This window comes from Thalassovita taeanensis (assembly GCF_900110775.1).
Classification (GTDB): Bacteria; Pseudomonadota; Alphaproteobacteria; order Rhodobacterales; family Rhodobacteraceae; genus Litorimicrobium; species Litorimicrobium taeanense.
Genome location: NZ_FOEP01000012.1, coordinates 73,884 through 99,354, shown reverse-complemented (window position 1 = coordinate 99,354; position 25,471 = coordinate 73,884). Strand labels below are relative to the sequence as shown.

The following is a 25,471-nucleotide window of genomic DNA, read 5'->3' as shown; positions in this document are numbered from 1 at the left end:
ATCCGATCGTTTAGATGCCGGGGCAATCTGCCCTGGCATGTTGCTTGGGCCCGCCCCTTAATGCGGGAAAGGCCAAAGCCGTAGTTTCTCTTTGGCGACGCGCCACAGCTGCGCCAATCCATGCGGTTCCGCGATCAGGAACGTGATGATCAGCGCGCCGACAATCATGAACTCCAGATGCGCCGCCAGATCGGTCGGCCAGCCCAGCATCCCCACCAGCACGTTTTTCAACAGCACCGGCAGAAGCACCAGAAACGCGGCCCCCGCGAACGATCCGAAGATCGATCCCAAACCGCCAATAATCACCATGAACAGCACCAGGAACGACTTGGTGATGCCAAAGGCCTCGCCCACTTCCACAGCGCCCAGATAGACCGCGAAGAACAACGCCCCCGAAACCCCGATGAAGAACGAGCTGACAGCAAAGGCGCTCAACTTGGCACGCAATGGATCCACGCCGATGATCTCGGCCGCGATGTCCATATCCCGGATCGCCATCCATTTACGCCCCACCGACCCACGGGTCAGGTTGCGTGCAAGGATCGCGCTGATCGTCACGAAAACCAGACAGAACATATATGATGCCCAGGCGTCAGTGCTGGCCCCGGTGACCGGCACGCCAAACACCGTGCGCTCGGGCGCGCTGATCTGACCCGACGCCGAGTAGTTGTAGAACCACGGCACCCGGTTGAACAACCACACCAGAAAGAACTGCGCCGCCAGCGTGGCCACCGCCAGATAGAACCCCTTGATCCGCAGCGACGGCAAACCAAACATCACCCCGACAAAGGCAGTGATCCCGCCCGCCAGAAGCACATGGATGAAAATGCTGACCTCGGGAAACGCGGTCATCAGCTTGTAACAGGCATACGCCCCCACCGCCATGAAACCGCCGGTCCCCAGACTGACCTGACCGCAATATCCGACCAGAATGTTCAGCCCGATTGCCGCAATCGCATAGATCAGGAACGGCATGAACACCGCGTTGACCCAGTAATCGTTGATCAGAACCGGCACCAACAAAAAGGCGACCAGCAGGACAAAGTAATACCGATACCGATCGAACTTGATCGGAAAGGTCTGGTTGTCTTCGACATAGGAGGTCTTGAAGTCCCCCGATTCACGATAAAACATCAGCAGACCTCCCGGCTGATTTTCAGATAGCTGGAGATCCCCAGCATGAAGCCGCCAACCGCCAGCAGGCTCGCCAGCATCAGCTGCGCGGTCTGCGCCGGATCACTGGTCAACGCGAGCGCCCCAAAGGTCCAGAACGCGGCCCAGCCGACAACACAGGTAATCGAACAGGTTTTCATAATTACACCCTCTCGATGATTTTTTCGCCAAACAGACCCTGAGGCCGGAAGACAAGGAACAGCAGCGCCAGAACATAGGCGAACCAGTTTTCGGTCGCGCCGCCCACCATCGGGCCGACGATGAATTCAAACAGCTTCTCGCCAACCCCGATGATCAGCCCGCCCACGATGGCACCAGGGATCGAGGTGAAGCCGCCCAGCATCAGCACCGGCAGCGCCTTCAGCGCGATCAGCGACAGGCTGAACTGAACCCCGGATTTGGTGCCCCACATGATGCCAGCCACCAGCGCGACAAAGCCCGCAATCGACCAGACCAGAACCCAGATGAACTTCAGCGAAATCCCGACGCTCAGCGCCGCCTGATGGTCGTCGGCCACCGCCCGCAGGGCACGGCCCTGTTTGCTGTATTGGCTGAAGATCGTCAGCGCGACCACCAGAAGCGCGGCAATCACCGTCGCCACAATATCCAGATTGTCGATGAAGAACCCGTATCCGAACCAGCCATAGGTGACCTCGTCGATCACCGTGCTCATGCCCTGCGGCAGGCCCACATCCAGTTTCTTGATGTCACTGCCCCACATCAGGTCGCCGAAGCCTTCCATGAAATAGGCCAAGCCGATGGTCGCCATGAACAGAATGATCGGTTCCTGGTTGACCAGATGGCGCATCACGAAATGGTTCACGGCCCAGGCCAGCAGAACCATAACCCCCATCGTCAGCAGAATTGCCACGATGCCCGGCAGATGCCAGCCAAAGTGGTGGATCTCGGTGCCGAGCGTGGCGTTGATCAGATGGGCAAAGGGCACCTGCCCCTCCATGATCCCGACCAGCGTCAGCGCCGCGAACAGCGCCATCACGCCCTGAGCATAGTTGAAGACACCCGACGCCTTGTAAATCAGCACGAACCCCAGCGCGACCAGCGCGTACAGGACGCCCGCCATCAGGCCGTTCAGGAAGACTTCCATTCCAAATAGCAGTTGATCAGGCATCGGTCGCGCTCCCTTGGTAAAGGTCGGATCGGCACGGTGCAGCCGCGTGGCGCGTCTGCATAAGATGTGCATGAAGTGTGTATGCGTTGTGCATCGCGAAAATCGTCAAATCAGTCATGGGCCACCCCCAGATAGGCGTCGATCACGTTCTGATTGTTGCGCACCTCGTCGGGGGTGCCATCGCCAATTTTCTTGCCGTAATCCATCACCACAACGCGGTCGGACAGGTCCATCACCACCCCCATATCGTGTTCGATCAGGGCGATCGTGGTGCCAAATTCGTCATTCACATCAAGGATAAAGCGGCTCATGTCCTCTTTCTCCTCGACGTTCATTCCCGCCATTGGCTCGTCCAGAAGCAGCAGCTTCGGCTCGGCTGCCAGCGCCCGCGCCAGTTCGACCCGCTTCTTCAAGCCGTAAGGCAAACGCGCCACCGGGGTCTTGCGAATGGCCTGAATTTCCAGAAAGTCGATAACCTTTTCAACAACTTCCCGGTTCGCAACCTCTTCCCGCTCGGCCTTACCTTTCCAGATCGCCTGCGACAGCATCCCGGATTTCATATGGGTCAGGCGACCGGTCATAACGTTGTCCAGAACCGACATCCCTTCGAACAAGGCGATGTTCTGGAACGTCCGCGCAATCCCCTGCTGCGCCACCTGAAACGGGCGCATCGGTGCACGTTTCTTGCCGTGGAACCAAACTTCCCCCTCCTGCGGGATATAGAAGCCGGAAATCACGTTCAACATCGAGGATTTCCCCGCGCCATTCGGCCCGATGATCGCGCGGATCTCGCCTTGGCGAATGTCAAAGCTGATATCGGTGATTGCCTTAACCCCACCAAAACGCAGGGTAATATTCTTCATCTCCATCATCACTGCGCCGATCTTGCGACCGTCTGCGGTGATATAACCTTCGTCACTTATCTGGTTCATTCCGCTGCCACCTTATGTGTCGTCACCGGCACCACGGCCGCATCCATCAGCTTCAGCGTCGCGCTGATATGGCCCTTGCGACCGTCTTCATAGGTCACTTCGGTCTTGGTAAAGATCTCGTCCGACCCATCGTAAAGCCCACCGATCAGATCAGCGAATTTGTCTTCAACAATCCGGCGGCGCACCTTGCGGGTTCGGGTCATTTCGCCATCATCCGCATCCAGTTCCTTGTGCAGGATCAGGAAGCGATGCACCTGACACCCCGACAGCATTTCGTCTTCCGCAACCGACCGGTTCACCTCTTCCACATGTAAGCGAACGGCGTCCAACACCTTGGGATGACCTGCCAATTCCTGATACGAAGAGTAGGCGATGTTGTTGCGTTCGGCCCAGTTGCCCACGGCACTCAGGTCGATATTGATGAAGGCCACGCACTTGTCGCGATTGTTGCCAAAGACCACGGCTTCCAGAATATTCGGATAGAACTTCAGCTTGTTTTCAACGTATTTCGGCGCGAACAGGCTGCCATCGGCCATCTTGCCGACGTCCTTGGCGCGGTCGATAATCCGCAGATGCCCCGAGCCCGGCTCGATAAACCCGGCATCCCCCGTGGCCACCCAGCCTTCGGCATCCTTGGTGTCAGCCGTGCTTTCAGGGTTCTTATAATAGTACTCGAACACACCGGGGCTGCGGTAATACACTTCGCCATTGTCGCCAATCTTCAGCTCAACACCCGGCGCGGGCACACCCACGGTATCCGAACGCACCTCGCCATCGGGCTGCGCGGTGATGAACACTGTCGCCTCGGTTTGACCATAAAGCTGCTTCAGGTTGATACCCAAAGAGCGATAGAAATCAAAGATTTCCGGCCCGATCGCCTCGCCCGCCGTATAGCCCACGCGCACGCGCGTCAGGCCCAGCGTGTTCTTCAGCGGACCATAGATGAACAGATTGCCCAACGCATATTTCAGCCGATCCAATCCGCCCACGGGCTTGCCGTCCAGAATGTCCGGACCAACCTTCTTGGCGTGCGCCATGAAGTAATCGAACATCCGCTTTTTCATCCGCGTGGCATCTTCCATGCGGATCATCACGTTGGTCAACTGGGTTTCAAACACGCGCGGCGGCGCAAAATAACAAGTTGGCCCGATCTCTCGCAGATCGACCGCCAATGTTTCCGGGCTTTCGGGGCAATTTACGCAGAACCCCGCCCAATACGCCTGCCCGAGCGAGAAGATAAAGTCACCGACCCAAGCCATGGGCAGATAGGCCAGAAGCTCTTCGTCAGGTTTCAGGTGGTCAAACTCGACAGAATTCTTGGCGCTTTCAATCACGTTGCGGTTCGACAAAACAACGCCCTTGGGCTTGCCGGTCGTGCCCGAAGTATAAAGCATCACGCAAACGCTGGCATAGTCCAACTTGCCGCGACGGGCCTTCAACTCGTGGGTCAGCTCGTCACGCGCAGCGTGGCCTTGCTCTTGCACATGGCTGAATTCGTGCAGTTGCGAATGATCATATTTCCGCATCCCGCGCGGGTCGAGATAGATCATGTGTTCGAACTGATGCAGCCCCTGCTGCACCTCGATCACCTTGTCCACCTGCTCCTGATCCTCGGCGATCACGAACCGTGCGCCACAATGATCCAGAACATAGGCCATCTCTTCTGCAGAGGCGTCCTGATACAGCGGCACCGGGATCGCGCCCACGGATTGCGCGGCCACCATCGACCAATACAGATGGGGCCGATTGCGCCCGATAACGGCGATGAAATCGCCTTCGTTTACGCCAAGATTGATCAGACCCAGTGCAAGACTGTCGATCTCCTGCGCAGTCTGGGCCCATGTCCAGCTCTGCCAGATACCAAACTCTTTCTCCCGATACGCGGATCTGTTCGCGAATTCGGTGGCGTTCCGCTGCAAAAGCGCCGGAATGGACGTGAGTCCACCGGTCGCCTGTGACGACTGTGCCAAATTTTCTTCCTCCCATTTGCCTGCTTTTGTCAGGCCGCGACCGCCTGCACGGCGATTCTCCCTCGTGCAAGGGTGCGCTTTTCACATTCGCCGTCAACTTTTTCCTGATCATTTCCCAATTCTTACGAATTGTAACAGGCGCCACAGCCCCCTTTGCGCCCCGCCTCAGCGGTGCTAGCCATGACCGGAAAGGAGCGGGCATGCCCATATCGCACCAAGATACAACGGCCATGACCATGGCCGGGCTGAACCTCATTCAGCAGGCGCTGTCGATTTATGACAGCGACCTGAAACTGGTCGTGTGCAATCGCCCCTTCCGCGAGATTTTTGATCTGCCGGACCACCTGATCATCCCCGGCACTGATTTCGCCGACTGTATCCGGTATCTGGTCGAGCGCGGCGAATATGGCCCGGTCACCGATATCGAGGCCGCCGTGGCCCGGCGCGTTGCACAAGCTCGCACCTTCGCGCCACACTATATGGAACGCACCCGTGCCAACGGGCGGATAATATCAGTCGAAGGGTCGCCCTTGCCTCAGGGCGGTTGGGTCACGGTCTATACCGACATCACCCGCACCAAGCGGCAAGAAGAGCTGCTGCGCGCCCGGTCCGAAGAGTTGACCGACAAAGTGCTGTCCTATGCAGAAGAGCTGGCCGCCACCAACCGCCAACTAGAAGCGACAATCACCGCGCTGGAAGAAGCCAAGCGCCAACTGACCGACACCGAGGCGCGCACCCGCCTGACCACCGAAATGATGCCTGCTCATATCGCCCATGTCGGGCTGGACCGGCATTATACCTTCTCCAATCTGCGGCTATCATCGGTGATGCCTGGTCGGCCCTCTCACATCCTGGGGCTGCATATCCGTGACGCGCTTGGGCAGGATGCCTATTCCGCCATCCGCCCACATCTGGATCAGGCGTTTGAGGGAACGCCGTCGGTATTTGAATTCAGCCATCAGCAAAGCTCGCGCCGGATCCGCACCGCGTTCACGCCGGACCGCGACGCGACGGGCACGATGGGTGGGGTTTATATCCTGTCGATGGACGTGACCGAAGAAACTCAGGCTCGTACCGCTTTGCAACAGACCCGCCGCCGTGAAATGGCCGCGCAGTTGACCAGCGGGATGGCGCATGATTTTTCCAACCTTCTGACGATCATTCTTGGCAGTCAGTCGCGGCTTCAAAAAATGGACCTGCCGCAAGGGGCGGCGGATATGATCAACGCCACCCTGTCCGCCGCGCATCGTGGCGGGTCGCTGTTGAACCGGATCGCCGACATCACCGGCGCGCGCGGATGGCACCCGGCGCCGGCGGATATGGCCTTATTTCTGGATGATCTCGAAATTCTCGCGGCCCCGGCGCTGGATGACGGTATCGCCCTGCAAATCAACAACCTGCTGCAAGAGGAATCGCTGCTTTTTGACGCTGGCATGTTGCAAGACAGCCTGTTGAACCTGATCCTGAATGCCCGTCATGCCTGTGACGGGACCGGCCGCATCACCCTGACCGTCAAGGCGGTGCAGAATCTCTGGGCAGAGTTCACTGTCACCGACACCGGCCCCGGCTTTTCAGAACCCGCGCTGCATCACGCGTTGGAGCCATTCTTTACCACCAAGGGCGGCGAAGGGTCGGGGCTGGGCCTGTCCATGGTGTATGACATGACCACGCTGGCAGGCGGGCGGATGCACCTTGCCAATACCGAAACCGGCGGGCAGGTCAGCCTTCTGCTACCGCTGCGCCCGGCGCCCGCACGGGCTGCGCCCGGGCTGGTGCTTCTGGTCGAAGACAGCCCCGACCTGCGCGAGGGCGTACGCGAGATGCTGACCGGGCTTGGCCATTCCGTGATCGAGGCCGCCAGCACCGAAGAGGCGCTGGTGTTGCTGCAAGAAGTGCCGGGCATCGCCCAGATCCTGTCCGACATCTCGCTATTGGGCGACGATACCGGTTTGAATCTTCTGGACTGCATGCCCATTGGTCACCCTCCAATTCTGCTTATGACGTCGCTGCCGCCTAATCATCCACTGCATCAAACTGCTAGGGCCCGCGTTCCGGTGTTGCGCAAACCCTTTACCGCCTCGCAACTGGCCGCGTTTTTGCATCAGGAAGGCCCCGCCCCATGACCACCGCTCCACTAGTTACGATCCTTGATGACGAGCCCGCGATCCGCACGATGCTGGCCGATGCGCTGGAAGAAGCAGGCTTTCGCACGATGAGCTTTGGCCGCGCGACCGAATTCGAGGCAGCACTTAAAACTGCCGCGCCCGATGTGTGTCTGGTCGATCTGTCGTTACCGGATCGGGACGGGCTGACACTGGTGCACCGGTTGGCGCTGGAACAGGGCGCCACGGTCATCATCATCTCAGGCCGTGCCCAAGTGCAGGACCGCGTGACCGGGCTGGAGCTGGGCGCGGATGACTATATCATCAAACCCTTCGATCCAGCCGAGGTCGTCGCCCGGATCCGCGCCCGTCTACGGCGGGACAAAGCCGTGCAGCAAGCCGGAAACACCGCGTATTTCAACGGCTGGACCGCGCATTTTGACAGCTATGTCCTGGAAAACGCCACCGGTGAACAAACGCCGTTTTCCCATGCCGAAGGCGAAGTGCTGCGCTTGTTTCTGGAACGCCCCAAACGACTGATTTCCCGCGCGATGATGCAGGAAACGCTGGGCGGGGCGGCAGGCGAAAGCTTTGATCGGGCTATGGATGTCCGCATTTCGCGCCTGCGCACCAAATTGCGCGAAGATCCGAAAAACCCCCGGCTGATCAAAACGATCTATGGCGCGGGCTATATCTTTTTGGGCGACGTAAGCTGGGCCTGAGCCCGCATTCATATTTTCCAAATATCCCCGCCGGAGGCGCCTGCCCCCGACTCACCTATTGCTTGCACGCCGATTCGCTGCGCCCTAAACTCAATCCATGACCACCTGCCTGCTTTACCGCGCCACACCCAGATCTTGCCGCCCGCGCTACTACCGGGTGGAAATTGCCTATAATCTGTTCGACGAAATCTCGGTGCTGCGCGAGTGGGGCGTTAGTGGCAGCAAGGGCGCCACCCGGATCGACATTTTCGCGAACCTGCGCCACGCGTCCGAGGCTGCGGATCGCTTGCGCAACTCGGCTCTCAAACGCGGCTATTTTCGCGTTGCTCTTGCCTGAAGTTCAACCAACAAAATCCCCGGCCCGCGTGCGGAAAAATGGGATCAGCACCTCACGAAAGGCACGTACCCGCGCGGTTGGTGCAATATCGCGATGCGACAGCGCCCAGATGTCGGCATAGGGCTGCGGCTCCATCACCGGTACCATCGTCAGCCCAGCGTACCGCCCCAGAAACATCGGCATCCGCGCTACGCCCAGCCCCGCCTGCGCCGCCCCGACCACCGCGACCATGTCGTCAAACCGCATCCGTATCCGCCCCTTGGGGTACGCAACAAGCGAGTCCCGTGGCGGCCCATCCCAAAAGGTAAATCCGATCCAGTCCAGCGGTTGCGCCGGGTCCTGCGCAATTCTCTGCGCCAGCGCCGGGGCGGCAAAGGCCGCCGTCTTCTGACCCGTCAACCGCTGGCCGATCAGCGTGTCGTGCGGGTCGCGCTGGATGCGGATGGCCAGATCCGCCTCGCGCCGGTTCAGGTTCAACAGGTCGTTAGTGGCCTTAACCGTCAGGTCGATGCCCGGATGACGGGTCAAAAATGTCTCGATCACCTCGCCCAGATGCGACCCGATCAAAAGCTGCGGCGAGGTGATCACCAGCGGCCCTGTCAGGTCGTCATCAAACTGCGTCAGTTCGCGGTCAAGCGTCTCGGCCTCCTGCTGCATCCGCCCGGCCCGCTCTGCGACGACCAAAGCAGCCTTGGTCGCGCGATACCCGTCCGGCAGACGATCAAACAGCCGGGTGCCCATCCGCGTCTCGGCTCGCGCAATTCGCCGCGCCACGGTTGTATAGCTCACCCCCAACTGCGCGGCCGCCGCCGCCAAGGTGCCCTGCCGCACCAGCACCATAACCGTGCGAAGATCGTCCCATTCCATACCCATGACATGCAATTTCGCATATGACAGATGCAATATCACGCGTTTTCCGCACGTCCCAGACGCACATATCAACCCGCAGGCCCAAACAAGGAGAGCCCAGATGATTTATGCTTATGTCCACATGCACCTGACCGACATGACCGCGCTGGCCGCATACCGCGAAAAGGCGGGCGCTGCGCTGGCCAAACATGGCGGTGCCGTCCTGTCGGCCGCACCGCAACCCACCGCGCTGGAAGGCAAGCTGCCCCTGCCCGACATGGCCGTGATCCTGTCCTTCCCCGACAAAGAGCACGCGCTGGCCTGGATCGACGACCCCGAGCTGACCGCCGTTCACGCCCTGCGTCAGGCCGCTGGCGATGTCTCGGTCATTCTGATCGGCTAGCCGATCCGCGCCACAGCCCCGGCCAGCACCTCAAGCCCGGTCACCAGGTCACGCTCGTCTGTGTCTTCTTCATAGGCATGGCTGATTCCGTTGATCGACGGCACGAACAGCATGGCCGCAGGCATCAGGCGCGCCACGTTGGCGGCATCATGCAACGCCCCCGATTGCATCTGCCGCCAGCGCCCCGGCGCTGCGGCCTCGGCGGCACCCGACAGCGCGGTTTGAAAATGCGGATCCATCAGCACCGGATCAAGCCCCAGCATCTGGGAATAGGACAACCCCATGCTCAGTTCCTCGGCCACTTCCGCAGCCGTATCGCGAATGATGCTTTCCATCCGCTTCAGCCGATCCCTGTCGCCATCGCGCCATTGCATTGAAAACGTGGCCCGCCCCGGCACGATCGAATGCGCATCGGGGTGCAAAGCGACATGGCCAATGGTCCAGACCGTCTGCGGCGTGACCACGTTTCGCAGCCGTTGATTGATCCGTGTATTGAACGCCGACAGCGCCTGAAACGCATCGCGGCGGCGGTGCATCGGCGTGGTGCCCGCGTGGTTCTGCTCGCCCTCAAAGGTGATCCGCATGTCACGGATACCAACGATGTCGGTCACCACCGCCACCGCTTCGCCCGCCTCATCCAGCCACGGCCCCTGTTCGATATGGCACTCGATAAAGCCACTGAAGCGTTTGGGATCGACAAAGCCCTGCGCCAGATGCGCCATGCTGGCGCGGGCCTCGGCAAAGCTCGTGCCCTCGCGGTCCTGCAGCTCGTCTGCCCGCTCCAGCGCCAGCCCGCCGGACCAGATCGTTGACCCGGTGGTCACGCCAAACCGGCCCTCTTCATCCTGGAAACTGACAACCGACACCGCAGGCCCGCCCGCCTCGGCCGATGCGCGGGCAATCTCCAGCGCGGCGATCACGCCCAACGCCCCATCCAGCCAACCGCCTTCGGGCTGGGTGTCGCTGTGCGAGCCCATCAGCAGTGACTGGCCTTCCGCAAGCCCGAACAATGACCCGACCGGATCGAACTGCGGCACCAGCCCCGCGTCCTTCATCCTTTCGGCCAGCCAGAGCCGCGCGGCTATATCAGCCTCGCTAAAGGCCGGGCGGATCACACCCTTGCCCTGCCCCGCGGCCCCGAATTGCCGCAGCGCATGCAAATCGCTTAGAAACCTGTCGGCGTTGACCTGCATGATGGCGCTCCTTCTATGTGATGCCCCACCCAACACCACGCCGACGCCCTGCGCAAGCCGCAGGCATTCCCCTGCGTCAGAGCCCCGCAAGCCGATGCAGCCCGTTGCACCTTTGCGTGGCTTTGCCTAACCCTTGGCGCAGAACAATTCCGGGGATTCCGATGTCTACGATCACGCTTATCCGCCACGGTCAGGCCAATACCAGCGCACAGGACGAGATCAGTTATGACAAGCTCAGCCCGCTGGGAGAGATCCAGGCACGCTGGCTGGGGGAACACCTGACCGCGACCGGAGAGCATTTTGAACGGGTGTATTCCGGCACGCTGGTCCGGCATGTGGAAACGGCTCAGGCGATGGGAACGCAGGCGCATGGCACGCTAACCCGTGACGACCGGCTGAACGAGATGGAGTTCTTTACCCTCGCCAACCTGCTGAAGGACCAACAAGGCACCCCCTTGCCGGAAAATCGCGAAGGCTTTGTCGCCTATATGCCGATGCTGCTGGCCAAATGGCAGGCCGGAGAGATCGCGCATCCGCCCGAATCCTTCCGCGATTTTGAATCCCGCGTGGCCTCGATCATCACCGAGATCAGCCAGGGGCGCGGCCCGGCGCTGGTCGTCACCTCGGGTGGGTTGATCGGCATGGTGATGCGCCATGTGATGGGGCTGGAAATTCCCGCCTTCGCGCGCAGTTGCATTGCCATCATGAACACCTCGGTCCATCGTCTGCACAAGGTGGGCGATGATCTGGCCCTGACGCAGTTCAACGCCGTGCCACATCTTGATCACCCCGACCGGCAATACGCCCAAACCCATCTTTGACAGGCCCGCATGACGGGCGGCTTACTGAAAAGGCTTTTCGCATGACACATCTTTGGGTTCGCGCCGAACAACGATCGAACGAAGAGCGCGTCGGCCTGACCCCCGAGGGCACCGCCGCGCTGATCAGGGCGGGCATTCGCGTCACCGTTGAGCAAAGCCACGTGCGCGCCATCCCGATCGCGGGATATGCAGCTGCCGGGGCCGAAATCGCGCCGGAAAACACCTGGCCCGACGCCCCCGCCGATGCGATCATCTTCGGCCTCAAAGAGCTTCCCGAAGATGGCACGCCCCTGCCGCACCGCCACATCATGTTCGGTCACGCCTACAAAGGGCAGCCCGCAGGCCAAGAGCTGCTGAAACGGTTCAAGACCGGGGGCGGTACACTCTATGACCTTGAATATCTGGTCGAAGAAAACGGTCGGCGTGTCGCGGCCTTCGGGTATTGGGCGGGGTTCGCCGGGGCGGCGGTGTCGCTGAAATGCTGGGCGGCACAGCAGCGCGGCGAGATCTGCGGCCCGGTCGGCGTCTATGACGGGCGCGACGCACTGGTGCACGAGCTGCACAACGAGCTGAATGCGATCGGCCCCGACCGGCCCCGCGCCATCGTAATCGGCGCTTTGGGCCGGGTCGGCACCGGGGCCTCGGACCTGTGCGAAGCGATGGGGATGCACGTCACCAAATGGGATATGGCCGAAACCGTCAGCGGCGGGCCGTTTCCTGAAGTGTTGCAGCACGAGGTCTTCCTGAACTGCATTCTCGCGCGCCCCGGCACCCCGGTTTTTGTCCCAGCTGACGCCAAAACCGCCCCGCGTAAACTGTCGGTGATCGGCGATATCGCCTGCGATCCCACCAGCGACTTTTCCCCGATCAAAGTCTATGACCGCACCACCACGTGGAACGCGCCCGCCCTGCGTGTGCACGACGCGCCGGTACTGGACGTGACCGCGATCGACAACCTGCCCTCGATGTTACCGATTGAAAGCTCGCAGGATTATGCCCAGCAATTGCTGCCCTCCCTGCTCGGCCTGACTGACCTGAACTCGGGCGTCTGGGGGCGGGCATTTGCGAGCTATCACCATCATCTGGCAAAGGTCTGATCCATGGCGCTTTACATCGGCTATTTTGCGGCCATTCTCGGCACCATCTGCTGGCTGCCGCAAGCCATTCAGGTCTGGCGGACGCGCGACACGAAATCTCTGTCTCTAACGGCCAACCTACTGTTCCTGCTGACGGTTACCCTGTGGCTGATCTATGGCGTGATGATCACCGACTGGCCGATCATCGTCGCGAACATCGCCTCTGTTTCGGCCATGATTGCCATTGTCGCAGCCAAACTGAAATACAAATGAACGGAGACCTGTAATGACAGTCCATTGGTGCGGCACCGGCCTTTCGGCCATCCCTGGCTTGCGTCGCCTCTTGCAGGTCGGCGTCCCCGTCACCGTCTGGAATCGGACCACCGACAAAGCGATTAGCGCACTGGGCGATCTGACCACCGACATTCGCACCTTTGATGTCGACGCGCTGTCCGCAGCTCTGGCCCCCGGCGATGTGGTTGTGTCGATGTTGCCCGCTGAGTGGCATGTGCCGCTCGCCACGCTTTGCCTGGAACACGGTGCGCATTTCGTCTCGTCTTCGTATATCGCCCCCGAAATGCGCGCGCTGGATGATGCCGCCCGCGAAAAAGGGCTGAGCTTTGTCAATGAAGTCGGGCTTGATCCCGGCATCGACCACCTGATGGCCCATGCGCTGATGGCGGATTATCGCGCCTCGGCTGCGTTTGACCCGTCAAACGAGCTGTCGTTCCTGTCATACTGCGGTGGAGTGCCGAAAATCTCCAACCCGTTCCGGTATAAATTCAGCTGGTCGCCTCTGGGCGTGCTCAAGGCGCTGCGTTCGCCCTCGCGCTCGCTCAGCGACTTCAAGGAACTGAACGTTGACCGCCCTTGGGACGCGATCAGCAGCTATACCGCCCCGTTGCCGGATGCGGAAACATTCGAGGTCTATCCCAACCGCGACTCGCTGCCGTTCATGGCAGAATATGGCTTTGAACCAGACTGGCCTGTGCGGAATTTCGTGCGCGGCACCCTGCGCCTGAAGGGCTGGACGCAGGCGTGGGGCGACGTGTTCAAGGAAATCGAAACGCTCAAAGGCGCCGAGGGCGACGCGCGGCTGAAAGACATGTCCGATCAGTTCTGGGCTGAGAACGCCTATGACGCGGGCGAACCGGACCGCGTTGTGCTCTGCGTTGATCTTGCCGCGCGCAAGAACGGCGCGGATGTCTGGCACAAAACCTATGTGATGGATGCTTGGGGGGACGAACACGGAACGGCAATGGCGCGCCTTGTCTCGGTCCCGGTGTCGCTGGCAATCGAGGCTGTTTTGTCCGGCCAGATCGCGCCCGGCGTATCTGCGGCCCCGTCCGATCCGGCGCTTGTGTCTGATTGGATGCGCGAAATCGGCAGTCTTGCACAGCATCTGGCCATCGTTGACCACCTGAACCCCTGATTTAGGGTTATTGCAGCGTCCGCCTTTGCAGGCGGGCGCTGTAGGGGGAAGGCCCTTATCAGGCCCGCACCGGTTTAGCGGATATTGGCACCGGTCAGAGCAGTGTCGGCCGCTGCACTTTTGAAGACGTAAACACGCGTGGTGTCGTCATCGTCCCGGGCAATCTCGGCAGGGGTCAGATAGTCTTTTTCGTCCACAATCACCTGCTTGCCGATGGTCACGGTGAAGGTGCCGTTGTTCACATCGATCTGGTCACGACCGTTCAGAATGTGCGCGGCAGGAACGTTGCGCGTCATCACGGTGTCGTTCGTATACAGGCCGCCAGCGGTTGCGGAAGTGGCCAGAACCAAAGCGGTGCCCAGGGCTGTAAGTGCGAGTTTCATTGTATATCCTTTCAGGATTTCATGTTGTTGTGTTCGATCGTCGTTCGATCTGAAACAGCAAATGGACCCTGAACCGGGCGCTTTCAAGCAAAGCAACCCTTTGAAAATTGTGCGAAAATTGACCGGCTCCGCGCATTTTTGCACGACACATCTGCGTGAGCGGTTTCGCCCTTAAAAAACAGGCCATTTGGGCCAGCGCCGCAAAGAATACCCCCCGCGCTGATCACCATTACTCACCAACCACGTGCACCCCTTGTGCCGGGAAATATCTGCAAAGACCCCCTCTGAGACGACCGCGCCATGTCAAAATTCAGCGAAAAACGCGCTCAGCCGCCGCGTATCAGCTCGTCTTCTTCGTCGATCGCAGACAAACCCAACGCGTCCAACCCGTTTTCAAGGTAGTCGGACAAACGCGGGGTGCCGATCAGATAGTCCGCCGTAGGCGTCGTGGCCTCATTGGCGGCTGTGGCTTTGGCGTCTTCCCATTCCTCAGGTTCGAAACTGCCGCGCCCGACCCACATCAACGCCACCAGATCAATCAGCTCTTCTTCAGAAAGACGATCTATGAAGGCGCGCAATTCGCCCTCGGCACGCCCTAGTTCGCGTGCCATCAGGATCACGTTGGCAACTTTGTCGATACTAATCTCAAGCATGGAAGGGTCCTCTGTCTGCGCATGATTTACATTACCATGTCTGAGCACAGGGTCCGCGTCCTTGATCTGGGGCAAATACCCTAGGGCGCGTCAGGCTTGGGCTGGACCAGCGGCACCACCGCCGCCTCTGGTTCCGGTGCCAGCTCTTCGAAGTCGAAATTGTCCAACCGCCGTGCCCGACGGCCCGCCTTGTCCGAGCTGATCTTGATCTCGGCAATGTCCTTGGCGGCCTGCCCGAAATGCCGGTCCAGATTTTCCACCCGCACGCCCAAGCGCTCGACATCGCCGAACAACAGCCCCAGTTCGCGCCGGATCGCACCCGCCTGCTCGCGCATCCGCGCATCCTTCAGGATCGCGCGCATCGTGTTCAGCGTCGCCATGCAGGTGGTCGGCGACACGATCCAGACCCGCGCCGCGAAGCCTTCGCGTACCAGCTCGGGGAAGTTCGCGTGCAACTCGGCATAGACCGCCTCGGAGGGCAGGAACATCAGCGCGCCATCCGCCGTCTCGCCGTCCAGAATGTATTTCTCGGAAATCGCGCGGATATGCCCACGCACCGACTGGCGCAGCTGCTGCGCGGCGCGCGTCAGCTGTTCCGGCGTCTCGGCCCGGCGCAGCGCCTCATAGGCTTCCAGCGGGAATTTACTGTCGATCACGATCGGCCCCGGCGGGTTCGGCAGGTGGATCAAACAATCGGCGCGCTTGCCGTTGCTCAGCGTCGCCTGCCACGTATAGCTGTCCGAGGGCATCGCCTTGGATACAATATCTTTCAGCTGAATTTCCCCAAATGCGCCGCGGGTCTGCTTGTTCGACAGGATATCCTGCAATGACAGAACGTCGCCTGACAGCTTGGTGATATTTTCCTGCGCCTTGTCGATGGATTGCAGCCGCTGCTGCAACTCGCCAAGGCTGTGCGCGGTGCGCCGGGCGCTGCCGTGCAGGTTCTCGTTCATCTGCTGGGTCACATGCGCCAAGCGCTGTTCCATCAGTTGCAGCATATTCGCCTGCGACGCTGATTGGGCTTCGGCCACATGCGTCAGCCCGCCTGCCAGCTGCTGCTGCCCGTCATTCAGGCTTTGCACCCGCTGCCCAAGCATCCCCATCTGCTGCGCCAAAGGCGCCGCCATCCGCGCCGAGCGCCCCGCCGCTCTAAGCGACAGGACCAACAGGATCAGGATCAGCGCGATCACCGCACACCCGGCCAACGCCGCCAAAACCCGCGGATCATCGAAGGAGTAGTTCTGTCCACCAATGGTAATCATGTGCGGCCAAACAACCGTTCAATATCGCTCAGCTTCAGCTCGACATAGGTCGGGCGCCCATGGTTGCACTGCCCGGAATGCGGTGTTGCCTCCATCTCGCGCAGCAGAGCGTTCATCTCTTCGGCCCGCATCCGGCGGCCCGAGCGGATCGAGCCATGGCATGCGACCCGGCTCAGGATCGCCTCGATCCGCGCCTGCACGGTCTGGCTGTCGCCCTGATCGGCCAGCTCGTCCAGAATATCCAGAACCATCGCGCGCGCGTTGACTTCACCCAGAATGGCAGGGGTTTCGCGTACTGCGACTGCCCCGCCCCCAAACGGCTCGATCACCAGCCCCAGCCGGGCCAAATCATCGGCAACCTCCAGCAATCGCGCGCTATCGCCCTCGGACAACTCGACAATCTCGGGGATCAACAGCGCTTGCGCTGCCACGCCATTTTCCGCCATCTGATGCTTGAGCTTTTCATACACCAGCCGCTCGTGCGCCGCGTGCTGATCGACAATGACCATGCCGGTTTCGGTTTGCGCCACAATGTAATTCTCGTGCACCTGCGCGCGTGCCGCACCTAGCGGCAGCGCCTCGGCGGGCGGGCCATCTTCCGTCGGCTCGACCACCTCAACCCGCGCGCTCATCTGTGCGCCAAACTCGGCAAAGCCCGGCGCCTGCGCCTGATATGCGCTTTGCAGCGCGCCCTGCGAGGGCCGGTCCATCTGATATACCCGTGCCGGGCCTGTCGGCATGGCTTCGGGCCGGAAGGCACCCAGCGTCGCCCCCGCCACGGTGGTCGAGGCGCGATGCCCCGCTTCGGCCAGCCCGTGGCGCAACGCGGACACGATCAACCCGCGCACGACGCCGGGATCGCGGAAGCGCACCTCGGATTTCGCCGGGTGCACGTTCACGTCCACCAGATGCGGGTCGCAGTCGACAAACAACGCCGCTGCCGGGTGGCGGTCGCGGCTGAGAAAATCGAAATACGCGCCTTTCAGCGCCCCGATCAACAGCTTGTCCTTGACCGGTCGGCCATTCACAAACAGGAACTGCGTCACGGCAGATCCGCGTGAATAAGTCGGCAATGCCGCGTATCCGGTCAGGTGGAACCCTTCGCGCTCGGCGTCAATTTTCAGTGCGTTTTCAGCGAATTCCGCGCCAAGGACACGTGCAAGACGACCGTGCAGAGCATCGAACAGATCACCGGTTTCCGCATCGGCACGAAAACTGACGCGGCCTTCGCCGCCGCTGGAGACGTCGCGCAGGGTGAAACCAACGAAAGGTTCGGCCATCGCCAGGCGTTTGATCACGTCGGTTACGGCTTGGGTTTCGGCGCGGTCTGTGCGTAGGAATTTCAGTCGCGCGGGGGTGGCAAAGAACAAATCGCGCAGCTCGACCACCGTGCCGCCGCTGAGAGCTGCGGGACGGATGGGGGATATTTTCCCAGCAGAAACAGTAATTTGCGCGGCATCTTCCCCGGCGATACGGCTGGTGATCACCAGACGGCCAACCGCGCCGAGGCTGGGCAGGGCTTCGCCGCGAAAGCCGAAGCTGTGGATGTTCAGAAGGTCGGAACCGTCGATCTTGGAGGTGGCATGGCGCGACAGGGCCAGCGGCAGCTCATCGGCGGCGATCCCGCAGCCATCATCGCGCACGCGGATCAAGGTCTTGCCGCCGTCCGCGATGACAACCTCAATATGTTGTGCGCCGGCGTCAATAGCATTCTCGACCAGCTCTTTCACCGCCGAGGCGGGGCGTTCAACCACCTCGCCCGCTGCGATACGGTTGATTGCGCCCTCGTCAAGTTGACGGATCACCGGGCGCGTATCGCTTATATTGGGGTTTAGCTGGGACATGCCCCCAGACCTAGCACAGGCTCATCCGATTCGACCACGTCAGAATCTGCGGATCAGACCAAGGGTGGCACAGCCGCGCCGCGCCGAAACGGCAGCATGCACAAGACATGCACACAGCATGCACATCCGATGCATAAACGTATCGGCAAAAGGCCGCTGTTAGGACAGTGGGCCGGTCTGAAACAGTGTCACTCGCAAACCGCCATGGGCCACGGGCGGGCCGGGCGGCACGAAGGGCAGACCGGAGGCTTTGGCAAGAGCGGCGTCGCTGGTGACCATGCCGACGCGCCAACCGCGAAACCCGGCCAGCAGGGTTTTGCCCAGCGCGCCATAGACGGAGTAGAGCAGTTTGCGATCACCGATGCGGGCGCCGTAGGGCGGGTTGACGATGACCAGACCGGGCGGGCCATCGGGGCGCTTCAGATCGCTGACCGAATGGCACTGAAAATCGGTGAACTCGGACACGCCGGCGCGTTCGGCGTTGGCGCGGCTCATGCGGATCGCGCCGGCATCGCGGTCAGACCCGTAGAAGCGCGCGGTCGGCACCACCGGGGCCTGCGCGCCGCGCATCGCCTGCCATGCGGTATCGTCGAAGCTGGCGAGCTGTTCGAACGCGAAATGCCGCGAGCGACCGGGGTTGAGACCGGCGGCAATCTCGGCCGCTTCGATCACGAAGGTGCCGGACCCGCACATCGGATCGACCACGGGTTCGGTGCCGGTATAGCCGCATTGGCGCAGGAACAGAGCGGCCAGATTTTCACGCATCGGCGCTTTGCCGATTGCCTCTTTATGGCCGCGCTTATGCAGTGAGTCGCCCGAGCAATCGACGCTGATGGTGCACAGGTCATCGGCGATGCGCACCTTGAGCCGCACTTCGGCATCTGCCGCGATCGGCGCGCCAAGGGATTCGCGGATTGCGGTTTCGATCCGCTGCGTCGCGGCGCCGGCATGATAGATCCGAGAGGCTTTGCACGTGACCTCGACCTTGACCGGGACATCCTTGCGCAGCACGTCGGCCCAGGGAAATTTGCGGGCGCGCTTATCAAGCTGGGCAAGATGCATGACACGGAAAGAGCCGATGCGCGCCAGAATGCGGGCCGCGCCGCGCAGTTCCAGATGGGCGCGCCAGACCTCGGGCCAGCCGCCCTGAACGGTGACGCCGCCGACCTCAGGCGTGGGGGCGGCAAAGCCTTTTTCCTGCGCCTCTTGGCAGAGCGCCTGTTCGAGCCCCGGAGCGGTGACAAGGAAGATATCGAAGGTGGGTTCTGTGTTCATCCGGCTTGCTTATCCGCAAAGCGGTGGCGCTTCGACCCCTATTTGCGGTGCTCAGTCCGCCATCGCGGCGCGGTACCATGCCACGATCTGCGCCCGTTCGGCCGGTTCGATAAACGACAGGTTGGCGGGGGGCATGGCGTGGGTCAGCCCGGCTTGCAGGTAAATCTGGCGGGCGTGGCGGGCGATCTGCGCCTCGGTTTCCAGCCGCACGCCCTTGGGGGGCCAGTGCATGCCCTCCCAGCCCGGTTCGGCCGCGTGGCACATGGAGCAGCGGCCCAGCACGATATCGTGCACCTCGGCAAAGCCTTCGGCCTGGGCGAAGCGCAGTTCGGCACCGCGGGCCTCTTCTGGTTCGTCAGTGCGGAACATCGGCGCGGTGGACAGCCACATCACCAGCACAAACAGCAGCGCGGTGGCGGCCCATGTCCAGATCGGGTTGCCTTTGCGGGCGTGGCGCGTGTTGAAATAGTGCCGAATCGTGACCCCCATCAGGAAGATCAGCGAGGCAATCAGCCAGTTCATCTCGCTGGCGAAGGCCAGCGGATAGTGGTTGGACAGCATCATGAAGATGACCGGCAGCGTCAGATAGTTGTTATGGGTGCTGCGCTGTTTGGCGATCTTGCCGTATTTCGCGTCGGGCACCCGGCCCGCTTGCAGGTCGGCCACGACAATGCGCTGGTTCGGCATGATGATGAAGAACACGTTGGCGGACATGATCGTCGCGGTGAAAGCGCCAAGGTGCAGCAGAGCCGCGCGGCCAGAGAAGACCGAGGTATAGAAATACGCCATGCCGACAAGGATAACGTAAAGCAGCAGCATCAGCCGGGTGTTGTTGTCGCCGAATTTGGATTTGCAGATCAGGTCATAGGCCAGCCAGCCAAACCCCAGCGAAGCAAGCGAGATCACGATCGCCTGCCAGTTTGCCAGCTCCATCACCGCGGGATCAACAAGGTAGAATTCAGCCCCAAGGTAATAGACCAGCGCCAGCAGGGCAAAGCCGCTGAGCCAGGTGGAGTAGCTTTCCCATTTGAACCAGATCAGGTCGCCGGGCATTTGATCGGGGGCGATCAGGTATTTCTGGATGTGATAAAATCCACCGCCGTGCACCTGCCATTCCTCGCCATCCGCGCCAGAAGCCAGGTTGCGGTCGCGGTGCAGGCCAAGGTCCAGCGCGATGAAATAGAACGATGACCCGATCCAGGCGATCGCGGTGATCACATGCAGCCAGCGGACGGCGAACTCGATCCATTCGCCTATCGCGGTCCAATCGTACATCGGGTCACTCCTGTTGATGGGTGCACGCAGGCTATCCGTTGGGCTGCATCTTTGTTAACTCTTCAAATAGCGGCAAGAGTTTCAAGGAATTGTTGATAATGGCCTATGTGAACACCCTGAGGATGTTCCTGCGCGTCTATGAATTGGGCAGCATGAGTGCTGCGGCACGCGATCAGCGGACCTCGCCCGCGGTGGCGTCGGCACGGATTGCCGAGCTGGAAAAGCGGCTTGGGGTGCGTTTGTTCAATCGGACCACGCGGGCATTGAACCCGACGGAACACGGGCGGCTGTTTTACGATGGCGCCTGCCATATCCTTGAGGCGATCGAACAGGCCGAAGCCGCGGTGATGAACGTCAGCCAATCACCGCGCGGCACGCTGTTTGTGGCGGCACCGCTGGGCGTGGGCCGCCGCTTTATCGCGCCCGCCGTGCCCGCGTTCAAGGCGGCCTATCCTGAGATCGACATCCGCCTGCGCCTGTCTGACCGCAGCATTGATGTGACCGGCGAGGGGTTGGATCTGGCGTTTCACCTTGGCCCACTGGCAGACAGTGACCTGAAAATCCGGGTGATCGCCGACTGCCCGCGCCTGCTGTGTGCCGCCCCGGCCTATGTCGCGCGACGCGGGATGCCGGTGGATGGCACAGCGCTGATCCGGGACGGGCACGATTGCCTGAACCTGCGGTTCCCCGGCGCGCGCGAATTTCAGTGGACCCTGCAAACGCCGCAGGGACCGAAGCGGTTCGAAATCACCGGCCCGTTTGAATCCGACGACGGCGATGTGCTGACCGGCTGGGCACTGGACGGGGCCGGGATCGTGATGAAACCGCTGTTCGAGGTCGCGGACCACCTGCGCGCGGGCACGCTGATCCCGGTGGCCACGGCGACGCCGCCACTGGCGACGCAACTGGTCAGCCTGTCGCCCAGCCGCCGGTTCCGCGACCCGAAAGTGCAACTTTTCACCGAATTCATGGCCACCCGGTGCAAAGAGGCTTTGAACTCATTACATCACGGTTACGATATATGACGACACTCGCGCCACGCGCCCCTGACCAGAGAGAGAGCTCCCATGAAAACCGAAACCATCGGCACCGCCACATTCGAAACCTGGACCGTCGCCGAAACCGCTGATGCCTTTGCGCGCGACGAAATCGTCCTGATCGACGTGCGCACCCCACAGGAATACATGTTCGAACATATCGAAGGCGCGCTGCTGATGCCGTTGTCGTTTTTCAAGGCTGGCAAACTGCCGGGCCAAAGCGACAAGCGGATCGTGTTCCATTGCGGCTCTGGCGTGCGGTCCGAACGGGTCTGCCGCGCCGCGATCGAGGCAGGCATCACCCAGATCGCCCATATGGAAGGCGGCTTTGCCGCGTGGAAAGCGGCGCAACAGCCCTATATCGGCACCAACATGGCCACCGGCGCCCCACAACGCGCCCCCGCCTGACCCGATCAAATCAGCCGCTGCCCTCCTGTTTCTTTCTGAGAAAAATACTCCGGGGGAGTCGCCGTCAGGCGACGGGGGCAGCGCCCCCACGACGCAAGAAGGACGGTGCTGCGGCATAAAGCCGGGGCGGGCGGCCACCGCAGATGCTTGGCCCCCAACCGATGTGCCGCAAGCCGACGACATCGATGCGCAGGGCCGTCATCGTCGGCCCTGCGCCTTTGCGAAATCAGGCCGCGGCAACCACGATGACTTCGACCTTGTATTCGGGTGTCGCGAGCTTGGCCTCGCCGGTTGCGCGCGCTGGTGGGTTGGCTGGATCGACCCACTGATCCCAGACCGCATTCATTTCGGCAAAATCCGACATTGATGCCATCCAGATGGTCGTTTGCAGGATCTTCGACTTGTCGGATCCCGCCTCGGCCAGAAGCCGATCAACATGTGCCAGCGCATCTTTGGTTTGCGTCGTGACATCCGCCCCGGCGGTTCCAACCTGTCCGGCCAGCCAAATCAGGCCTCCGTGGACAACGGCCTGGCTCATGCGGGCGCCCGGTTCGATACGTTTGATACTGCTCATTTTTCAGTTCCTTTGAGGGTTGAGTGATGGTCTGGAGGCGCCAAGCGCGTCGATAACCGCGCCGGGCAAGGGCGATCTGCGCCCCAGAGAAAGATCAGCGGCCAGTTGCGACAAGGCAGGCGCCGTTTGAATACCGTAACCGCCTTGGCCCACCAGCCAGAAAAACCCGTCGGCATCGGGGGCAAACCCCACGACAGGCGTCCGGTCGGCGACAAAGCTGCGCAGACCGGCCCATGAATGCTCGACGCGGGTGATGGGCATCGTGACGGCCTGTTCAAAGCGGTCAAGCCCTTCGGCAAGGACCATATCATCGGCCCAGACATCATGCGGTTCGACCTCGTCCTCGTCAGCGGGCGAGATCATCAGCTTCCCGGCTTCGGGTTTTGCGTACCATTGCTCGGACGCGCTGGCGAACAGCGGCCAGCGATTGATGTCGTATCCGGTCGGCGCCGGGATCAGGGCCGCTGAGCGGCGCAGCGCGCGCAACCCGACCGGGGCCACCCCCGCCATCGTCGCGATATGGTCGCCCCAGGCGCCGGCCGCATTGACCAGAACCGGCGCGAAATAGTCTTCCTTGTTCGTCGTGACGCACCATCCGCCGTCCTTGCGGGTGATTGATGTGACGCGCGCGTCTGTCACGATCTGGCCGCCCTGGGACCGAAGCATTCTGGCAAATCCCTGAAGCAACCGGTCGACGTCGATATCTTGCGCATCCCATTCGATGGCCGCCCCGGCGATTGCGTCCTGCCGCAAGATCGGGACCAGTTCGGTCGCCTGCGCGGCGGTCAGCCGTTCAAGCCCTTCGCCCCCTTCAAGATAGGCCTCGAACGCACCCAGTTCGTTTTCGTTCGCGATCAGCATCTCGCCGCGCGGTGACAGAAGGCTGCTGTCGGCGATGCCGTCGGGTTCGATGAACACCCCGACCGACGCCGCATTCAGCGCCCGCAAGGCCGCGTTACCATAGTTTCGGATGAAGATCGCGGCGGACCGTCCGGTCGAGTGGTGGCCGATGGCGGGTTCGGCCTCCAACACTGTCACTTTGGCGTCCGGGGACATCCGAGCCGCCGCGCCAATCCCGGCAATGCCGCCGCCAATAACCAATATATCCCTTTTCACAGTCATTTGGGCTGATACCCCGTCAGGAAGCTGGTGAGGTTCGCGCCAAGATCGTCGGAGAGATATCCGCCTTCCTGAACGATGATCGACGGCAGCCCCATTTCGGCAATCGCCTGCGCGATACGGGCAAAGCCGGGGGTCGTGATCTTGAAACCCTGAAACGGGTCGTTCTCGTGGCCGTCCAGCCCGAGGGCCACCACCACGACATCGGCGCCGAACATCTCGATACGGCCAAGCGCGGATTTCAGCACCTCGAGGTACTCGGCATCGGTGGTGCCGCGCGGCATTGGCAGGTTCAGGTTATAGCCCAGCCCTTCGCCCTCGCCGCGTTCATCCGCGTGGCCCCAGAAGAACGGGTAAAACCGGATCGGGTCGGCGTGCATCGACACTGTCAGGACATCGCGGCGACCATAGAATATGCCTTGTGTACCGTTGCCGTGATGCACGTCGATGTCCAGAATCGCGGGTCTGCGCCCGGCTTTCAGCAGCGCTTCTGCCGCGATGGCGGCGTTGTTGAGGAAGCAAAACCCACCTGCGAGATCGCCAAAGGCGTGGTGGCCCGGCGGGCGGCACAGAGAATAGACCGCGCGCGCACCCGCGAGGATCGCGTCAACGCCGCCCAGCGCGGTTTGCGCAGACCAATACGCCGCCTCCCATGTTCCGGCGGCGATGGGACAGGCGGTATCGGCCTGATGGAACCCTGCCTGACCGGCGGCCGAGCGCGGATAGCTTGCAGTGCGCCGGTCCGGGTGGATGTTCGGGATCACCTCGTCTGACGCGCCCTTCATCCGGCTCCACCTTGTGTGGATCGTCGACAGGAACGTCAGGTATTCGGGCGAATGGATCGCCGCGATTGGTCCGATCCCGTGATCGGGTGGGGCGTGAAAATCACAGCCTGCGGCCTTGGCCCCTGCGCTGAGCACCTCGATCCGCTTGGGCTGTTCGGGGTTCGGCAAAGCCTGCCCGTTTTCCATGAAGCTTTTGGGGTCGTGCGCCCACTGACGGTCGTCGAAAATGGCTTTCATTGCTGTGCTCCCACGGCGCCAAGCGCCTTGCCCTCAAGGGTCATGTAGATATCTCCTGGCATCGGTGCAAAACCGAGTCTGGTGTAGAATGCCACGGCGCGCGGATTGTCCTCGTAGACCGCCAGCCGCAGGAAACCCGCGTCCCATTGCACCTTTGCCCGGTCCCGAACCGCCGCCAAAAGGCGCGGCCCAAGCCCCTGACCGCGCATTGTGTCATCCACCCAAAGGTCCGAGACATAGGCACCGGCCGCCGCCCGGATGGTGGAATAGAACGGCGAATAGACCGCCACGCCGACCAAGGCGCCGTCGACCTCGGCCAGTACGGCATAAAACGCGGGCACGGGACCGAAGGCGGCGCGGGCCAGATCGGTGCCGCTTGCCAGATGGCTATCGCCCATGGTTTCGGACAAACGCCGCAACGCCGCGTTCAGTCGGGTCGCGTCGTCAAGTTCGGCCTGTCTGAATTCAATCTGGGTCATG

27 protein-coding genes are annotated in these 25,471 nt (G+C 61.5%); 10 read left to right on the top strand and 17 right to left on the bottom strand.

Going from position 1 to position 25,471, the window contains the following annotated elements; all coding sequences use genetic code 11:
* Positions 1-57 precede the first annotated feature (57 nt).
* From BSF79_RS14985 to BSF79_RS14965, 5 genes are all read right to left on the bottom strand, one after another.
* A complete protein-coding gene (locus tag BSF79_RS14985) occupies positions 58-1,134 on the bottom strand; it encodes a branched-chain amino acid ABC transporter permease (RefSeq protein WP_090270639.1) in 1,077 nt (358 codons plus the stop codon).
* Positions 1,134-1,313 carry a hypothetical protein gene (locus BSF79_RS14980; RefSeq protein WP_090270638.1) on the bottom strand — a complete coding sequence of 60 codons (180 nt, stop codon included), beginning with the start codon at positions 1,311-1,313 and terminating at the stop codon, positions 1,134-1,136. Before BSF79_RS14980 ends, BSF79_RS14985 begins: the two co-directional genes overlap by 1 nt.
* A 2-nt stretch (positions 1,314-1,315) precedes the next feature.
* On the bottom strand, positions 1,316-2,302 hold the full coding sequence (locus BSF79_RS14975; protein WP_090270637.1) for a branched-chain amino acid ABC transporter permease: 987 nt from the start codon (positions 2,300-2,302) through the stop codon (positions 1,316-1,318).
* Positions 2,303-2,412: 110 nt separating this feature from the next.
* The gene (locus BSF79_RS14970) at positions 2,413-3,234 is read right to left on the bottom strand and encodes an ABC transporter ATP-binding protein (RefSeq protein WP_090270636.1); all 822 of its coding nucleotides are present in this window, start codon (positions 3,232-3,234) and stop codon (positions 2,413-2,415) included.
* A complete protein-coding gene (locus BSF79_RS14965; protein ID WP_090270635.1) occupies positions 3,231-5,204 on the bottom strand; it encodes an AMP-binding protein in 1,974 nt (657 codons plus the stop codon). Before BSF79_RS14965 ends, BSF79_RS14970 begins: the two co-directional genes overlap by 4 nt.
* A gap of 200 nt (positions 5,205-5,404) precedes the next feature.
* Between BSF79_RS14965 and BSF79_RS14960 the strand changes: the two genes are divergently transcribed.
* The 3 genes from BSF79_RS14960 (at position 5,405) to BSF79_RS14950 (ending at position 8,365) form a co-directional block, all read left to right on the top strand.
* On the top strand, positions 5,405-7,327 hold the full coding sequence (locus BSF79_RS14960; protein ID WP_090270634.1) for a PAS-domain containing protein: 1,923 nt from the start codon (positions 5,405-5,407) through the stop codon (positions 7,325-7,327).
* Positions 7,324-8,028 carry a response regulator transcription factor gene (locus tag BSF79_RS14955; RefSeq protein ID WP_090270633.1) on the top strand — a complete coding sequence of 235 codons (705 nt, stop codon included), beginning with the start codon at positions 7,324-7,326 and terminating at the stop codon, positions 8,026-8,028. The genes BSF79_RS14960 and BSF79_RS14955 overlap by 4 nt, the downstream gene beginning before the upstream one ends.
* A 97-nt stretch (positions 8,029-8,125) precedes the next feature.
* Positions 8,126-8,365 (top strand): WGR domain-containing protein, encoded by a 240-nt coding sequence (locus tag BSF79_RS14950; RefSeq protein WP_090270632.1) that lies wholly within the window; start codon positions 8,126-8,128, stop codon positions 8,363-8,365.
* A gap of 3 nt (positions 8,366-8,368) precedes the next feature.
* On the opposite strand, the gene BSF79_RS14945 is transcribed toward BSF79_RS14950, so the two are convergent.
* Complete coding sequence (locus BSF79_RS14945) at positions 8,369-9,238, bottom strand: LysR family transcriptional regulator (RefSeq protein WP_245776419.1); 870 nt, start codon at positions 9,236-9,238, stop codon at positions 8,369-8,371.
* Between the two features lie 97 nt (positions 9,239-9,335).
* Between BSF79_RS14945 and BSF79_RS14940 the strand changes: the two genes are divergently transcribed.
* On the top strand, positions 9,336-9,617 hold the full coding sequence (locus BSF79_RS14940) for a DUF1330 domain-containing protein (RefSeq protein ID WP_090270630.1): 282 nt from the start codon (positions 9,336-9,338) through the stop codon (positions 9,615-9,617).
* Here the strand turns inward: BSF79_RS14940 and BSF79_RS14935 are convergent.
* Positions 9,614-10,810, bottom strand: a complete 1,197-nt coding sequence (locus tag BSF79_RS14935; RefSeq protein ID WP_175545341.1) for a hydantoinase/carbamoylase family amidase — start codon at positions 10,808-10,810, stop codon at positions 9,614-9,616. The genes BSF79_RS14940 and BSF79_RS14935 overlap by 4 nt on opposite strands.
* A 161-nt stretch (positions 10,811-10,971) precedes the next feature.
* On the opposite strand from BSF79_RS14935, the gene BSF79_RS14930 reads away from it, so the two are divergent.
* The 4 genes from BSF79_RS14930 to BSF79_RS14915 are packed head-to-tail and all read left to right on the top strand — an operon-like array spanning position 10,972 to position 14,139.
* Positions 10,972-11,631, top strand: coding sequence for a histidine phosphatase family protein (locus tag BSF79_RS14930; protein WP_090270629.1), 660 nt, complete (start codon positions 10,972-10,974; stop codon positions 11,629-11,631).
* A 41-nt stretch (positions 11,632-11,672) separates the two neighbouring features.
* The gene (locus tag BSF79_RS14925; protein WP_090270628.1) at positions 11,673-12,728 is read left to right on the top strand and encodes a saccharopine dehydrogenase; all 1,056 of its coding nucleotides are present in this window, start codon (positions 11,673-11,675) and stop codon (positions 12,726-12,728) included.
* A 3-nt stretch (positions 12,729-12,731) separates the two neighbouring features.
* Positions 12,732-12,980, top strand: coding sequence for a SemiSWEET family sugar transporter (locus BSF79_RS14920; protein WP_090270627.1), 249 nt, complete (start codon positions 12,732-12,734; stop codon positions 12,978-12,980).
* Positions 12,981-12,993: 13 nt separating this feature from the next.
* Positions 12,994-14,139 (top strand): saccharopine dehydrogenase family protein, encoded by a 1,146-nt coding sequence (locus BSF79_RS14915; RefSeq protein ID WP_090270626.1) that lies wholly within the window; start codon positions 12,994-12,996, stop codon positions 14,137-14,139.
* 74 nt (positions 14,140-14,213) lie between these two features.
* Here BSF79_RS14915 and BSF79_RS14910 read toward each other — a convergent pair whose 3' ends face one another.
* The 6 genes from BSF79_RS14910 to BSF79_RS14885 form a co-directional block, all read right to left on the bottom strand.
* Positions 14,214-14,522, bottom strand: coding sequence for a hypothetical protein (locus tag BSF79_RS14910; RefSeq protein WP_139246454.1), 309 nt, complete (start codon positions 14,520-14,522; stop codon positions 14,214-14,216).
* A 326-nt stretch (positions 14,523-14,848) separates the two neighbouring features.
* Positions 14,849-15,175, bottom strand: coding sequence for a DUF3775 domain-containing protein (locus BSF79_RS14905; RefSeq protein ID WP_090270624.1), 327 nt, complete (start codon positions 15,173-15,175; stop codon positions 14,849-14,851).
* A gap of 80 nt (positions 15,176-15,255) precedes the next feature.
* A complete protein-coding gene (locus BSF79_RS14900; protein WP_090270623.1) occupies positions 15,256-16,437 on the bottom strand; it encodes a DNA recombination protein RmuC in 1,182 nt (393 codons plus the stop codon).
* Complete coding sequence (mutL, locus tag BSF79_RS14895; protein WP_090270622.1) at positions 16,434-18,281, bottom strand: DNA mismatch repair endonuclease MutL; 1,848 nt, start codon at positions 18,279-18,281, stop codon at positions 16,434-16,436. Before mutL ends, BSF79_RS14900 begins: the two co-directional genes overlap by 4 nt.
* A gap of 159 nt (positions 18,282-18,440) precedes the next feature.
* The gene (locus BSF79_RS14890; RefSeq protein WP_090270621.1) at positions 18,441-19,556 is read right to left on the bottom strand and encodes a THUMP domain-containing class I SAM-dependent RNA methyltransferase; all 1,116 of its coding nucleotides are present in this window, start codon (positions 19,554-19,556) and stop codon (positions 18,441-18,443) included.
* A gap of 51 nt (positions 19,557-19,607) precedes the next feature.
* Positions 19,608-20,831: a urate hydroxylase PuuD gene (locus BSF79_RS14885; protein WP_090270620.1), complete on the bottom strand. Its 1,224-nt coding sequence runs from the start codon at positions 20,829-20,831 to the stop codon at positions 19,608-19,610.
* Between the two features lie 98 nt (positions 20,832-20,929).
* On the opposite strand from BSF79_RS14885, the gene BSF79_RS14880 reads away from it, so the two are divergent.
* Both BSF79_RS14880 and BSF79_RS14875 read left to right on the top strand, forming a co-directional pair.
* Entirely contained in the window at positions 20,930-21,856 is a 927-nt protein-coding gene (locus BSF79_RS14880; RefSeq protein ID WP_090270619.1) for a LysR family transcriptional regulator, read from the top strand.
* Positions 21,857-21,898: 42 nt separating this feature from the next.
* A complete protein-coding gene (locus tag BSF79_RS14875; RefSeq protein WP_090270618.1) occupies positions 21,899-22,276 on the top strand; it encodes a rhodanese-like domain-containing protein in 378 nt (125 codons plus the stop codon).
* Between the two features lie 226 nt (positions 22,277-22,502).
* On the opposite strand, the gene BSF79_RS14870 is transcribed toward BSF79_RS14875, so the two are convergent.
* From BSF79_RS14870 to BSF79_RS14855, 4 genes are read right to left on the bottom strand one after another with little or no spacing between them, the layout of a single operon-like run.
* Positions 22,503-22,850 (bottom strand): RidA family protein, encoded by a 348-nt coding sequence (locus BSF79_RS14870; RefSeq protein WP_090270617.1) that lies wholly within the window; start codon positions 22,848-22,850, stop codon positions 22,503-22,505.
* Between the two features lie 3 nt (positions 22,851-22,853).
* A complete protein-coding gene (locus BSF79_RS14865) occupies positions 22,854-23,972 on the bottom strand; it encodes an NAD(P)/FAD-dependent oxidoreductase (protein ID WP_090270616.1) in 1,119 nt (372 codons plus the stop codon).
* A complete protein-coding gene (locus BSF79_RS14860) occupies positions 23,969-24,991 on the bottom strand; it encodes a histone deacetylase family protein (RefSeq protein ID WP_090270615.1) in 1,023 nt (340 codons plus the stop codon). Before BSF79_RS14860 ends, BSF79_RS14865 begins: the two co-directional genes overlap by 4 nt.
* Positions 24,988-25,470, bottom strand: coding sequence for a GNAT family N-acetyltransferase (locus BSF79_RS14855; RefSeq protein WP_090270614.1), 483 nt, complete (start codon positions 25,468-25,470; stop codon positions 24,988-24,990). Before BSF79_RS14855 ends, BSF79_RS14860 begins: the two co-directional genes overlap by 4 nt.
* Position 25,471 lies beyond the last annotated feature (1 nt).